Annotated in this window: 14 protein-coding genes; 9 read left to right on the top strand and 5 right to left on the bottom strand. The window is 74.2% G+C overall.

All coding sequences use genetic code 11. The features are described from left to right. Window positions 1–115 precede the first annotated feature (115 nt). The 4 genes from AC1RNL_RS02845 to AC1RNL_RS02830 form a co-directional block, all read right to left on the bottom strand. A complete protein-coding gene (locus AC1RNL_RS02845; RefSeq protein ID WP_492934356.1) occupies window positions 116–919 on the bottom strand; it encodes a hypothetical protein in 804 nt (267 codons plus the stop codon). 89 nt (window positions 920–1,008) lie between these two features. After that, window positions 1,009–1,809, bottom strand: coding sequence for a hypothetical protein (locus AC1RNL_RS02840; protein ID WP_492934355.1), 801 nt, complete (start codon window positions 1,807–1,809; stop codon window positions 1,009–1,011). A gap of 8 nt (window positions 1,810–1,817) precedes the next feature. Then, window positions 1,818–2,672 carry a hypothetical protein gene (locus tag AC1RNL_RS02835; protein ID WP_492934354.1) on the bottom strand — a complete coding sequence of 285 codons (855 nt, stop codon included), beginning with the start codon at window positions 2,670–2,672 and terminating at the stop codon, window positions 1,818–1,820. Next, window positions 2,669–3,256 carry an RNA polymerase sigma factor gene (locus AC1RNL_RS02830; RefSeq protein WP_492934353.1) on the bottom strand — a complete coding sequence of 196 codons (588 nt, stop codon included), beginning with the start codon at window positions 3,254–3,256 and terminating at the stop codon, window positions 2,669–2,671. The genes AC1RNL_RS02835 and AC1RNL_RS02830 overlap by 4 nt, the downstream gene beginning before the upstream one ends. Before the next feature lie 263 nt (window positions 3,257–3,519). Between AC1RNL_RS02830 and AC1RNL_RS02825 the strand changes: the two genes are divergently transcribed. The 3 genes from AC1RNL_RS02825 (at window position 3,520) to AC1RNL_RS02815 (ending at window position 5,811) form a co-directional block, all read left to right on the top strand. Then, complete coding sequence (locus tag AC1RNL_RS02825; RefSeq protein ID WP_492934352.1) at window positions 3,520–3,690, top strand: hypothetical protein; 171 nt, start codon at window positions 3,520–3,522, stop codon at window positions 3,688–3,690. 245 nt (window positions 3,691–3,935) lie between these two features. Continuing rightward, window positions 3,936–4,370, top strand: a complete 435-nt coding sequence (locus AC1RNL_RS02820; RefSeq protein ID WP_492934351.1) for an SRPBCC family protein — start codon at window positions 3,936–3,938, stop codon at window positions 4,368–4,370. Window positions 4,371–4,608: 238 nt separating this feature from the next. Then, window positions 4,609–5,811, top strand: coding sequence for a sensor histidine kinase (locus tag AC1RNL_RS02815; RefSeq protein WP_492934350.1), 1,203 nt, complete (start codon window positions 4,609–4,611; stop codon window positions 5,809–5,811). Window positions 5,812–5,839: 28 nt separating this feature from the next. Here AC1RNL_RS02815 and AC1RNL_RS02810 read toward each other — a convergent pair whose 3' ends face one another. Beyond that, window positions 5,840–7,543 (bottom strand): cell wall-binding repeat-containing protein, encoded by a 1,704-nt coding sequence (locus tag AC1RNL_RS02810; RefSeq protein WP_492934349.1) that lies wholly within the window; start codon window positions 7,541–7,543, stop codon window positions 5,840–5,842. Between the two features lie 81 nt (window positions 7,544–7,624). Here AC1RNL_RS02810 and AC1RNL_RS02805 point away from each other — a divergent pair, with 81 nt between their 5' ends. The 6 genes from AC1RNL_RS02805 (at window position 7,625) to AC1RNL_RS02780 (ending at window position 12,466) form a co-directional block, all read left to right on the top strand. Then, window positions 7,625–8,317, top strand: a complete 693-nt coding sequence (locus tag AC1RNL_RS02805; RefSeq protein WP_492934348.1) for a response regulator — start codon at window positions 7,625–7,627, stop codon at window positions 8,315–8,317. Further along, window positions 8,310–8,720 carry a DUF2834 domain-containing protein gene (locus AC1RNL_RS02800; RefSeq protein WP_364195839.1) on the top strand — a complete coding sequence of 137 codons (411 nt, stop codon included), beginning with the start codon at window positions 8,310–8,312 and terminating at the stop codon, window positions 8,718–8,720. Before AC1RNL_RS02805 ends, AC1RNL_RS02800 begins: the two co-directional genes overlap by 8 nt. 196 nt (window positions 8,721–8,916) lie before the next feature. After that, entirely contained in the window at window positions 8,917–9,798 is an 882-nt protein-coding gene (locus AC1RNL_RS02795) for an ABC transporter ATP-binding protein (protein ID WP_492934347.1), read from the top strand. Then, on the top strand, window positions 9,795–10,907 hold the full coding sequence (locus AC1RNL_RS02790; RefSeq protein WP_492934346.1) for an ABC transporter permease: 1,113 nt from the start codon (window positions 9,795–9,797) through the stop codon (window positions 10,905–10,907). The genes AC1RNL_RS02795 and AC1RNL_RS02790 overlap by 4 nt, the downstream gene beginning before the upstream one ends. 288 nt (window positions 10,908–11,195) lie before the next feature. After that, entirely contained in the window at window positions 11,196–11,555 is a 360-nt protein-coding gene (locus tag AC1RNL_RS02785) for a GntR family transcriptional regulator (RefSeq protein WP_310123658.1), read from the top strand. Beyond that, window positions 11,552–12,466 carry an ABC transporter ATP-binding protein gene (locus AC1RNL_RS02780; RefSeq protein WP_492934345.1) on the top strand — a complete coding sequence of 305 codons (915 nt, stop codon included), beginning with the start codon at window positions 11,552–11,554 and terminating at the stop codon, window positions 12,464–12,466. The genes AC1RNL_RS02785 and AC1RNL_RS02780 overlap by 4 nt, the downstream gene beginning before the upstream one ends. Window positions 12,467–12,468 lie beyond the last annotated feature (2 nt).

Here is a 12,468-nt window from a genome sequence, read left to right as displayed (position 1 = left end):
TCTTCTCTGCGGCCCGGCGGCCTGGGTGGCTCCGGTCGTGCTGTGACATGTCCGGCAGGGCGCTGCGGTCACAGCACGTGCCCCGGCGGCGCCCCGCACAGCGCGCCGGCCGGGCCTACTGCAGCTGCAGGATGACCCAGAGCCTCGCTCCGGGCGGGCCGGTCAGCTGGGTGAGGGCATCGGCCGCGAGCACGTCGTCGATGACCGCCGCCTCGTTGAGGATGCACTCGGCCGTCGCCTCGCCGACGGTGATCGGGCCTGTCGTCGTGCCGCACCACGCGACGACATCGACGAGGAGCACGTCGGTGGCGCCCAGCGCGGCGATCTGCTCCTCGGTGAAGCTGCCTCCGTGCGGGCGGCGCTCCACGAGCGGCATCCGCTCGCGCGGGCCGATCCGGGCGTACACCCGGGCGTCGGCGCCGGGAACGGCGTAGTCGATGAATCCACCGGTGTCGACGCCGCAGATCATCTGCCGCCAGCTGGCCTCCGACGCATCCGTCGCCGTGCCGTCGTCGATCCAGATCTCCATCGGGTTCGTGCAGCTGATGGCGAGGTCGTACAGCTGCCCGTCCTCCGGTGCCGGCCCGCCCGTCTCGAGCTCGACCACCTGCGGCTCTGGCTCGGTCGGCTCGTGCGCCGCCGTGGGCGCCGGTGCCGCGGGCGGCGGCGTCGCCGTGCCCGGCCCCGGTGGCACGGTCGGGCCCGGGTCGTGCGCCACGATCGGCGTCGGCGTCGGCGTCGGCGTCGCGGTCGCGTCGCCCGACGCAGCGGGCGGCGGCGGCGCCTCCCCGACCGGCGACGCCGAGCTGCCGGTGACCGCGGTGCCGGTCAGGGCGCATCCGGTCATCGTCACCGCAGCCACGAGCAGCGTGCCCAGGGCAGCGCCGATCGTGGCGGCAGGCGAATCGGTGGTGCGCATGGCGGGCTCCTCGAGCGTCGGTCGGCGTCGCGGCATCCGCCGCACTCCGACATGTCCGGCAGCGGCGCCGCGGTCACAGCGCATCGATGTCACGGCTCTCCGAAGAAGAGCGCGTAGCCCGGGAAGCGCACCGACGGCCCGAGCGGTGGCGGCGTCGCCAGCCCCTCGGTGGCGAGCAGGCCGTTCACGACTACCGGGCCGGGGCCCGCCTCGCACGCCAGATCGCGGCCGACGGCGTCCGAGGGCGGGGGCACGCAGCGGATCTCCGCGACGGCCGGGCCCTCGATGCCGCGCCCGAGCTCCGCCGCGGTGGGCACCGCGCCCGGGTCGACGACCACCACCGTCGCCCAGTGCTCCTCGGGGTCTCGCGGCGTGTAGTACTGCTGCTCGACCACCGGCAGCGCGCCGGGCTCGACGGGCACGCCGTAGAGCACGAGGATCGGCGGCTGCTCGTCGATGGTCGCGAGCCCCGGCGCGCAGAGCACCTCGAGCCCGGCGACGCGCACCGCCCAGCCCACGGTGCAGGCCGCGTAGACGTCGACGGTGTCGGTCTGCAGCGAGGCGCGGACGACCGGCTCGGATGCGCGCCACTCCGGTTCGGAGTGATACGGGTTCGGCGGCGCCGACAGCGGCATGCCGGGGATCTCGGGCGGGCTCGGCGCGGTCGGCGGCGCCGCGGTGCCGGCCGACGCCTCGGGCTCGGGCGCGGGGGTGCCGCTCGGCGCAGGGCTCGGCGTGGACGGCGGAGTCGCGGTCGATGTCGGCGAGGCGGCCGAGGGTGTCGGGGCGGGTGCCAATGCGCCCGGCTGGCCGCACGCGGTCAGCAGCAGCGTCGCGCCGAGCATGGCGCCCATGAGCATCCGGCGCGCATGCCCGGGAGCGGATCGCATGCCGCTCATCATCGCTCGATCACGAACGTGATGAAGCCGTTCCGTGCCGTGATCCGCGGCACGAGCTCGTCGGGCCCGAAGGGCACGCCCCACGCCGCCACCGATCGTGCCTGCTCGTCGTCGTCGCTCCACGAGCACTCGAAGCTGACGCCGCCGACCACCGTCGGGGCGTCGCCGAAGCAGATGACGTGCACGGTGGCGGTGCCGCCCGTGCCGGTGCCGGCGGGCGCCTCGCCCGCGGGCACCTCGCGCACGACGCCGTCGAAGTCGTCGGACACGACCAGCTCGTCGTCGTCCCAGTCGGAGAAGTAGGGGCGGTCGAGCTCCACGGCGACCGTGCCGGGCTGCAGGGTCGTGCAGTCGATCCACGGCTCGTCGCCGAGCGAGACGGTGCCGGTGCCCTCGCACAGCACGTAGATGTCGGTGCGGCGCTCGACCTGACCGGGGTCGTAGCCGCCGCCGGCACCCGCGTCGCCGCTCTCGAGCGGGATGGTGCTCGTGACGAGCGGCTCGCCGGCAGCGACGCCGTCGAAGCCCGGCGGAGGGGTCGGCTCGGCCGGAGCGCTCTCGGTCGGCTCGGTCTCGGTCGGCTCGGGCGCCTCGGTCGGTCCGGGTGCGGGCGGGGCCGTCGGCTCGGCGGTGGTCGACGTCCCCGGCCCGGCCATGTCCTGCTGCGCGGCGCCTCCCGCCAGCACCTGCACGCCCAGCACCGCGCCCGCCGCGATCACGACGGCCGCGAGCGCCCCGCCCGCGATGGCTCGGTTGCGGGCCCGCTCGCGCATCCGCTCGCGCACCGCCATCGTCGACAGGCCCTGACGCATCCGCGCCTTGAACGCATCGCTCATCTGCTGCTCGTCGCTCATGCCGTCACCTCCTCGACGGCCGTGCTGACGCCGGCCGCCTCGAGGCGGCCGCGCAGGCGCTGCTTCGCGCGGTGGATGCGGGTCTTCGCCGCCCCGTAGCCGACGCCGATCGCCGCGGCGGCGTCGGCGAGCGGCAGCCCCTCGAGCATCACGAGCGCGATCAGGCGCGCATCCGCATCCGGCAGCTCGCGCAGCGCCTGCGCGACCGCCGACCCGGCGTCGAGCCGCTCGAGCCGGTCGGCGGCGACGTCCGCGGTGTCGGGCGCGTCGGGGCCGAGCGGGATGTGCGCGATCAGCCGCTCGTTGCGGCGGATGCTGCGGCGAGCGTTGCGCGCGCAGTTGGTCGTCGTCACGAGCAGCCACGGGAGCACCGAGTCGTCGACGATCCGCACGCGCGCCCGGCGCCGCCACGCCTCCGCGAACGCGGCGGCCGTGACGTCCTCGGTGTCCTGCCGGTGCTGCATCAGTCTCCAGGCGTGCCGCCACACGCGATCGCCGTGCCTGTCGAAGATCGCCGCGAACGCGACCCCGTCCCCTCGCACGACGGCGCGCCACAGCTGCGCGTCGGTCTGCGAGAGGTCCACATCCCGGATTGTCCGGCGCGCGCCCCCTGGTTACAGGTGGGCGCGCCGCAGGATGGCGCGGATTTCTGCATTCCCAGCAACCTTTCACCTGCCCGCGTCGCGCGCGGGCGTACGTTGGGGGACGAGACGGGTTCCCGGCTCCGCCGGACAGGGGCCCGCTCGGGGCGGCTTCGGCGGTCGCGGGCGGGCAGGTCCGGTGCAGGAAGGTACGCAGGAGATCGACGATCGGATGCGTCACGGCACCCGAGCAAGCGAGGTTCACGATGCGTAGGAAGCTCACCGCCCTGGTCGCAGGCACGATGCTGGCCGTCGGAAGCCTGGCCGTCGCCACGCCGGCGATGGCCGAGCCGCCGGGCCCCGGCAGCAGCAGCCACCACTGCGCTCCCGGCCAGCACGGCAACCCCCACCCGGGGTTCAAGCCCGGCAACTGCTGACGGAGCCGAGCCCGAGGGCCCGCGGCCGAGCTTCCCCCAGCTCGGCGGCGGGCCCTCTGCCGTGCCGTCCGACCCGGAGCCGGCGGCCGGCCGCCGGCTCCGGCGCCGCCCGCGCACAACGCAAGCCCGCCCGCCCGATCCGGCGGCAGATCCTGGCGGCGAGCCCTGCGCGAGCCGGAACGCGCGGCGCGGGCTTGCGTTGTGCGAGCCCGCACCGTGGGCGGGCCCCCGGCTAGCCTCGGGGCATGCCCGTCGACGTCGTCACCGCCATCGAGATCGCCCGCCCGCGCGACGAGGTGGCCGCCTTCGCGGCAGACCCCGACCACGCCACCCGCTGGTACGAGAACATCCGCTCGGTCGAGTGGGAGACTCCGCCGCCGCTCGCCGCCGGCAGCCGGGTCGCGTTCGTCGCGAGCTTCCTCGGCCGCCGGCTCGCCTACACGTATGAGGTGCAGGAGCACGTGCCCGGCGAGCGCCTCGTGATGCGCACGGCGCAGGGCCCGTTCCCGATGACGACCGTCTACGAGTGGACGGATGCGCCGGGCGGCACCCGGATGACGCTGCGGAACAGCGGGGAGCCGGCCGGGTTCGCCCGGCTCGGGGCCCCGATGCTCTCCTCCGCGATGCGGCGGGCGAACGAACAGGACCTCCGGCGCCTCAAGGGCATCCTCGAAGCCTGACCCGCACCGCGCCGGCGCACAACGCAAGCCCGGCGTGCGCAGATCGCGGAGGAGCACGGCCGCTCGCCCCATCCGCCGCGGAACGCGGCTCGCGGGCTTGCGTTGTGCGAGAGGGAGCGCGGCGGCCGAGCCCCCGGGCGCGCCCCCACCCCACCCCTCCCCCGCCCGGCGGAGGCGACCGGGCGCATCCGCCCGCCGACGGAGGCGGGCCCGCGAGGCGCGCGCCTAGGCTCGGAAGGTGCGCCGAGCCCCCGATGCCAGATCGCTGCGATCCGACACGATCCTCGCGATCGCGCTCGCGGCGGCCGGCTGCGTCATGGTCGCGCTCAGCGCCACGACCGGGCTGCAGCTCACCGAGGTGCCGCTGTGGGCGCCGATGCTCGCAGCCGTGCTGCTCGCCGCGCCCCTCGTGCTGCGCCGCCGCCACCCGGTGCCGGTCGCTGCGGCGCAGATCGTCATCTACATCGTCGCCGGCGAGGCGGGCGCCCTCGAGCTGTACGTGTCGCAGGTGGCGCTCTTCATGGGCATCTACTCGATCGGCGCGTGGGAGGCGAACCGCCGCCTCGCGCACTGGTCGCGCGTCGTGATCGTCGTCGCGATGGCGGTGTGGCTGGCGGTCTCGGCGATCCGCGGCTTCTCGGAGCCCGAGACCGGCGAGCGCGGCGTGGCCGCCTACTTCGCGCTGCTCATGATCCAGGTGGTCATCAACGCCGCCTACTTCGGCGGCGGCTGGATCTTCGGCGATCGCGCCTGGCGCGCCGCCCTCGAGCAGGAGCAGCTCGCCGCCGCGCACGCCGAGATCCAGGCGCAGCAGGCGCTGCTCGCCGACCAGGCGGTCTCGCTCGAGCGGCTGCGCATCGCCCGCGAGCTGCACGACGTCGTCGCGCACCACGTCTCGGCGATGGGCGTGCAGGCCGGTGCCGCGCGGCGGGTGCTCGCCGCCGATCCCGAGCGGGCGGCGGATGCGCTGCGGCACGTCGAGCAGTCGGCTCGCGACGCGATCGGCGAGCTGCGGTCGCTCGTCGTGACGCTGCGCTCGGAGGACGAGCCGACCGGCGCGCCCGACCTCGACGCGCTGCCCGAGCTCGTCGCCTCGGCCGTCGCGAGCGGCCAGCGGGTGGGGCTGCAGACGATCGGCGAGCCGCGCTCCGTGACGCCGATGGTGGGGCTCGGCGCCTACCGGGTCGTGCAGGAGGCGCTCACGAACGCCCGCAAGCACGCCGGCCCGATGGCGCAGGTCGACGTGCGCGTGCGCTTCCTCGACGACGAGCTCGAGGTCGAGGTCGCCGACGACGGGCACGGCGGCGGACCGGGCTGGCACGGCGCGGGCGCCGGGCTCGTCGGCATGCGCGAGCGGATCGCGGCGCTCGGCGGCGCGCTCGAGGTGGGGCCGCGCTCGCGCGGCGGCTGGCTCGTGCGGGCGCGGGTGCCGTCGCGCTGAGGCGGCTGGCGCTCGGGCGCCGGCTGCCTCAGCAGCTCGTGTACTGCGCGGAAGCCTCGTTGATCGTCGGCGTGCCGCCGAGCACGAGCACATCGTCGGGCATGAACGCGATGAGCGCGCTGCGCGTCGTGGCCGGCATGCAGCTCGGACCGGTGAGCAGCAGCGGCGCGCCGGTCGCGCCTGCGGCCGCGGCACCGGCGAGCGCGTCCGGGAAGCCCGTGCCGCTCGCGACGTAGGCGGCGCTCACGTCGCTGAAGAGGCGCGAGAGCTGCACGGCGGTCGCATAGCGGTCGCTGCCGGCGTAGCGCTGCACCGTGCGGCCGCCCGCGGCGAGGCCCGAGGCGATGCCCTGCGAGACCGAGGAGGCGTCGCCGACCACCCCGGCCCATCCGACCCCCAGATCCTGCAGCGTGGTGAGCGTCGCCGCGTCGACCTGCGCCGCCCGCCCGTCGACCAGCAGCACGGGGCCGTCGCGGAGCGCCGCGGCCGGGCCGGCCGCGAGCGCGTCGGGGAAGCGGATGCCCGTGGCGACGAAGGCCGACGCGGCCGAGTCGAAGGCGTGCTCGGCGATGAGCCGGCTCGTCTCGTAGCGGTTGACGCCGCCGAGCCGCACGACCTCGCGGTTCGGGTCGAGCGCCTGCACCGCGGCCTGCACCGCGGCCGACACCGACGGCTCGGCGCCGACGATCACGACCTCCGCGGGTCGCAGGCGCCGGATCTCGTCGAGCACCGCCTGCGGGACGGAGCCCTGGGGCGTCAGCAGCACCGGGCCGCCCTCGTGCGCGGCGGCCGGGCCGGCGGCGAGCCCGTCGGGGAAGTCCTGGCCGCTCGCGAGGTAGACGACCGGAGCGGTGGTCGCGAACGTGCGGCGGGAGACCTGCACGGCGGTGGCGTAGCGGTCGGCGCCCGAGACGCGCGTGGCGGTCGGCAGCGTGACCGTGGGGTCGCCGAACCAGTCGGTCCAGATGCGCCAGGTGTTGCGGTTGCCGTAGGCGGAGCAGGTGTCGCCCGAGCCGTAGAGGTTCGCGAGCGCCGCGGCGTTCGGCTGATAGGGCGTGTAGTTGTAGAGGCCCGCAGTCGCGAGGTTCTCGATGAAGACGGGGCTCGAGCCGCAGGCGGCGTTCGGGTGGAAGAGCACCTGGTTGGTCTCGCCCGCCTGGTGGCGGTAGTTGTCGGGCAGCGCCGCGTAGCGGTTGAACTGCCGCGCGGCGAAGTAGACCTGGTAGTAGAAGCCGCCATAGGTCGAGTTGCAGGGCGACGTGTCGGGGCACGCGAACCCGGTCGCACGCTCGTAGCGGATGCTGGTCGGCTTCGTGTGCGAGACGAGCGACTGCTCCTTCTCGAGCAGCACGAGCAGGAAGCGCTGCGAGATGTCGCACGCGGCGCCGACGCGCGCGACGATGCTCGCCGCCGACTCGTCGCTCGTCGCGGCCAGCGCGCCGCAGTACGCATCGGCCGGGATCGCGACCGTGCTCTGCCGGTACCGGTTCAGGCAGGTGTAGCCCGACTCGCACCCGCGGTGCTTCGACTCGATGAACGCCTGCACCTGGGCCGCGCTCATCGCGCCGCCGTCGTAGAGCTGCTGGTCGGAGACGAGGAAGCCGGGATCGAAGTCGGCGGCCTCGGCCGCGACCGCCCGGTCGCCGCCGCTCGTCGGGGGCGCGACGGTGAGGAGCGCGCCCATGAGGGCGGCGACCACCGCGGCGACGATCAGACGGGGTTTCGTGCGCATCCTGCAACCATTCCGTGGGGGCAAAGCTCTGACCAGGGTACCGGCCCGGCTCCGCGGCGCAACGGCCGATACCGTGGGCGCGTGACGCGCATCCTGCTGGTGGACGACCAGGCGCTCGTGCGCGCAGGCTTCGAGACGATCTTGACGAGCGAGCCCGGCTTCGAGGTCGTCGGCCAGGCGAGGGACGGCGCGGAGGGCGTGCGGCTCGCCGGCGAGCTGCGGCCCGATGTCATCTGCATGGACGTGCAGATGCCCGTCATGGACGGCCTCGAGGCGACGCGCGCGATCACCGCGACCTCGGCGCATCCGGCCGTGCTGATGCTCACGACCTTCGACCGCGAGGACTTCCTCTTCGAGGCGCTCTCGGCCGGCGCGAGCGGCTTCCTGCTGAAGACCGCCGAGCCCGAGCACCTCATCGACGCCGTGCACGCGCTCGCTCGAGGCGACGCGCTGCTGAGCCCCGAGGTGACGCGCCGCGTGATCGAGCGGTTCGCGGCGACGCCCGCCGCGCCCGCGCCCGAGGCGACCGACGACGCCGGCGCCCCTGACGCATCCGCACCGCCCGCGCTCGCGCAGCTCACCGAGCGCGAACGCGAGACGCTGCTGCTGCTGGCGCGCGGCCGCTCGAACGCCGAGATCGCGAAGGAGCTCTTCGTCGGCGAGGCGACCGTGAAGACGCACGTGTCGAACGTGCTGCTGAAGCTCGGCATCCGCGACCGCATCCACGCCGTCATCTGGGCGTACGAGCACGGGGTGGTGGCGCCGCGTGGCTGACGAGCCGCGCTCCGGCGGTGCAGCCGCCGAACGCCCGGCGGCGCCGCGCGGGCCAGGCGTCGCGATCGCGTGGTTCGTGCTCTCGGCGGCCGGGCTCGTCGGCACCTGGTGGTTCAACATCGCCTTCATCGCCGAGGCGGGCGGGCTCGGCTACCTCGAGGGCTGGTTCGCGAACGCGGCCGCCTCGTCGGCCTCGGTCGACCTGCTCGTCGTCGCGGTCGCGGCGTCGATCTTCATGCTCGTGGAGGGCGCGCGGCTCGGCTGGGCGCGCTGGGTGTGGGCGCTCGTGCTGCTGAGCGGGCTGACCGCGATCGCGTGCACCTTCCCGCTGTTCCTCGGGCTGCGCGAGCTCGCGCTGCGGCGCCGCGAGCTCGCGGCAGCCTCCCCCGGCCCGCCCGCCTGACGCGCCCACCTGACGCTCCCGCCGCCCGTTCGTCGACCGGCTCCGCGCGGCTCCGACCGGACTATCCGGTCGCAGCGGCACCTGGCCGGTCGACGAACGATGGCGGGCGGACGACTGCGGCTCCCCCGCCCGGCGGAGCCGGAAGTCCAGCCTCGAGAGGGAGGCCCGACGACGCTCGCGACCGTAGCGTCGGAGCATGCTCTCCATCCGCTCGATCTCCCGCTCGTTCCACGGGCACCAGGCGCTGCGCGACGTCTCGTTCGACGTGCACGACGGCCTCATGACCGGCTTCGTCGGCGCGAACGGCGCCGGCAAGACCACCGCGATGCGCATCATCCTCGGCGTGCTCGAGCCCGACAGCGGCTCCGTCGAGGTCGACGGCCGCCCGGTGAGCGCCGACGACCGCGCGCAGTTCGGCTACATGCCCGAGGAGCGGGGGCTCTACCCCAAGATGCAGGTGCTCGAGCAGCTCGTCTACCTCGGCCGCCTGCACGGCATGAGCCGCATCGACGCCTCGCGCCGCGCCGACGCGCTGCTCGAGCAGCTCGGGCTCGCCGAGCGCCGCGCCGACACGCTCGAGTCGCTGAGCCTCGGCAACCAGCAGCGGGCGCAGATCGCGGCCGCGCTCGTGCACCAGCCCACCGCCCTCGTGCTCGACGAGCCGTTCTCCGGCCTCGACCCGATGGCCGTCGAGACGACGCTCGAGGTGCTGCGCGACGTCGCGCGCGCCGGGGCGCCCGTGCTGTTCTCGAGCCACCAGCTCGACGTCGTCGAGCGCCTCTGCGACTCGCTCGTCATCCTCGCCCACGGCGAGGTGCGCGCCGCCGGCACGCGCGAGCAGATCCGCGCGGCGCACGCCCGCCCCGAGTGGGTGCTGCAGACCGGCGACGCGGGCTTCGTGCGCGGCATCCCGGGCGTCGAGGTGCTCGAGTTCGACGGCGGCCACGTGCGCTTCACCGCCGCAACCGACGCCGACGCCGACCGCGTGCTGCGCGAGGCGATCGAGCGCGGCGCCGTGCGCAGCTTCTCCCCCGTCGCCCGCCCGCTGACCGAGATCTTCCAGGAGGTCGTCCGATGACCGCGCCCACCGCATCCGCCCCCCGCCGCGGGCGCACGCCCTTCGCCCAGGCGGTCGGCATCGTCGCCGAGCGCGAGATCGTCACGAAGGTGCGGTCGAAGAGCTACCTCATCTCGACCGCGATCCTGCTCGCGCTCATCCTCGCCGCGGTGATCTTCTCGTCGGTCGGCCCCGAGCTGTTCGACCAGGACACCCGCGTCGCCACCACCGCCGAGCTCGCCTCGACCCTGCAGGGACTCGACGGGCTCGCCGTCGAGACGCTGCAGGGGGCGGATGCGGTGCGGCAGGCGGTGCTGGACGGCACGGCCGACGCCGGGGTCGTCTCCGGCGACGGACCCTCCGGCCTCACGGTGCTCGCCGACCGCGAGGCGCCGAGCGACCTGCTGCAGCTGCTGAGCGTCGCCCCGGCGCTCGAGCTGCTCGACCCCAACGCGCCCGACCCGATGCTCACCTACTTCATCGGGCTCGCCTTCGGCGTCGTGTTCTTCTCCTCCGCCATCACCTTCGGGCAGACGATCGCGCAGTCGGTCGTCGAGGAGAAGCAGTCGCGCATCGTCGAGATCATGCTCGCGACGGTGTCGGCGCGGGCGATCCTCGCGGGCAAGGTGCTCGGCAACTCGGTGCTCGCCTTCGCGCAGATCATCCTGATCGCCGCGGTCGTGCTGCTGGGCGGAGCGATCACCGGCTCGCAGCTGCTGCTCGACGGGCTGGGCATGCCGATCGTGTGGTTCGTGCTGCTCTTCACTGTCGGCTTCGTGATGCTCGCCGCGCTCTACGCCGCCGCGGCGGCGCTCGTCTCCCGCGCCGAGGACCTCGGCACCGCGACGAGCCCGATCATGATGCTGGTGATGATCCCGTACTTCCTCGTGATCATGTTCAACAACAACCCGCTGGCGCTGCAGATCATGTCGTACGTGCCGTTCTCCGCCCCCGTCGCGGTGCCGATGCGCGTCTACCTGCAGACGCAGCAGTGGTGGGAGCCGCTGCTGTCGCTCACGGTGCTCGTCGCCTTCACGGTGCTGGTGATCGGCTTCGCGGCCCGCGTCTACGAGCGGTCGCTGCTGAAGACGGGCGCCGCGGTGAAGTGGAAGGACGCGCTGAAGGCGTAGCCGCGCTACGCCGCTCCGCGGCTCCGCAGCTCCGCGGCTCAGCACAACGCAAGCCCGCCGGCTCCGTTCCGCGGCCTCCTCGCCCCTCGCGGCGCAGGCGCCGCCGGATCGCGCCGGCGGTCTTGCGTTGTGCGCGCCCACGCCGCGCGCGGCGAGCCGGATCCAGCGACACGCTTGACGAAGCACAGGTTCCGTGGTTCATTAGTCGAGTAATGAACCAACGTGGTGAGCCGCGCAGCTCACCCAGGATGTGCGCGCATCCGCCCCACCCCACCCAAGGAGGCAGCCATGCTCGACGACAGCAAGCCGCTGTTCGTAGCCGTGGCGGAGCAGATCGAGGACGGCATCCTCGACGGCACCTACCCGGAGGACGGCCCCGTGCCCTCCACCAACGAGCTCGCCGCCTTCCTCCGCATCAACCCCGCGACCGCCGGCAAGGGCCTCGGCCTGCTCGTCGACGCGGAGGTGCTCATCAAGAGGAGAGGGATCGGCATGTTCGTCGCCCCCGGCGCCCGAGAGGCGCTCCGCCAACGACGCAGGCTCGCGTTCGAGGACCAGTACATCGCTCCCCTGCTGCGCGAGGCAGAGCAGCTCGGCATCAGCCCCGACGACCTCGCGCGCATGATCACGAAGGAGTTCGCGCGATGAGCGCCATCGTCACCACCGACCTCGCCAAGCACTACGACGACGTGCGCGCGCTCGACGGGGTGTCCGTCACCCTCGCCGAGCACCGCATCCACGGCCTGCTCGGCCGCAACGGGGCCGGCAAGACCACCCTCATGCAGCTGCTGACCGGCCAGGTCTTCGCCACCGCCGGCGAGATGCGGGTGCTCGGGCAGAGCCCGGTCGAGAACGCCGAGGTGCTCTCGCAGACCGCGTTCATCCAGGAGAGCCAGCGCTACCCCGACACGTTCCGGGCCGTCGACGTACTGCGCATCGCCGCCGGCGCCTACCCGCACTGGGACCAGGCCTACGCCGACACCCTCGTCGCGCAGTTCCAGCTGCCCGAGCGGCGCATGATCAAGAAGCTCTCGCGCGGCCAGCTCTCGGCGATCGGCATCGTCATCGGGCTCGCCTCCCGGGCGCCCATCACGTTCTTCGACGAGCCGTACCTCGGCCTCGACGCGGTGGCCAGGCGGATGTTCTACGACCGCCTGCTCGCCGACTTCAGCGAGCACCCCCGCACCGTCGTGCTGTCGACGCACCACATCGACGAGGTGGCGAACCTCCTCGAGCACGTCGTCATCCTCGACCAGGGGCGCGTGCTGCTCGACGCCGACACCGACGAGCTGCACGACGCGGCCATCACCGTCTCGGGCCGCGCGCCCGACGTCGACGCCTTCCTCACGGGACGCGAGGCGCTCGACCGCACGCGGCTCGGCGGGCTCGCGACCGCCACGCTCTCGACGCGCGACGGCGACGAGCGCGCCGCCCGCGAGGCGGGGCTCGACGTCTCGCCCGTCTCCCTCCAGGAGCTCTTCGTGCACCTGACCACCGCATCCGCCACCGCGCCGGCCACCGCCGGCGCCGACCCCGCGACCGACGTCGCGACCGTCTGAGG

It is taken from the genome of Agrococcus sp. GW821-FHT14H11, assembly GCF_058803545.1.
This window is presented reverse-complemented; position numbering and strand designations above follow the sequence as displayed.

Coding starts and splice junctions, on each gene's coding strand:
- AC1RNL_RS02845 (WP_492934356.1), bottom strand. CDS start 919: ATGCGCACCACCGATTCGCCTGCCGCCACGATCGGCGCTGCCCTGGGC.
- AC1RNL_RS02840 (WP_492934355.1), bottom strand. CDS start 1,809: ATGCGATCCGCTCCCGGGCATGCGCGCCGGATGCTCATGGGCGCCATG.
- AC1RNL_RS02835 (WP_492934354.1), bottom strand. CDS start 2,672: ATGAGCGACGAGCAGCAGATGAGCGATGCGTTCAAGGCGCGGATGCGT.
- AC1RNL_RS02825 (WP_492934352.1), top strand. CDS start 3,520: ATGCGTAGGAAGCTCACCGCCCTGGTCGCAGGCACGATGCTGGCCGTC.
- AC1RNL_RS02820 (WP_492934351.1), top strand. CDS start 3,936: ATGCCCGTCGACGTCGTCACCGCCATCGAGATCGCCCGCCCGCGCGAC.
- AC1RNL_RS02810 (WP_492934349.1), bottom strand. CDS start 7,543: ATGCGCACGAAACCCCGTCTGATCGTCGCCGCGGTGGTCGCCGCCCTC.
- AC1RNL_RS02795 (WP_492934347.1), top strand. CDS start 8,917: ATGCTCTCCATCCGCTCGATCTCCCGCTCGTTCCACGGGCACCAGGCG.
- AC1RNL_RS02790 (WP_492934346.1), top strand. CDS start 9,795: ATGACCGCGCCCACCGCATCCGCCCCCCGCCGCGGGCGCACGCCCTTC.
- AC1RNL_RS02785 (WP_310123658.1), top strand. CDS start 11,196: ATGCTCGACGACAGCAAGCCGCTGTTCGTAGCCGTGGCGGAGCAGATC.
- AC1RNL_RS02780 (WP_492934345.1), top strand. CDS start 11,552: ATGAGCGCCATCGTCACCACCGACCTCGCCAAGCACTACGACGACGTG.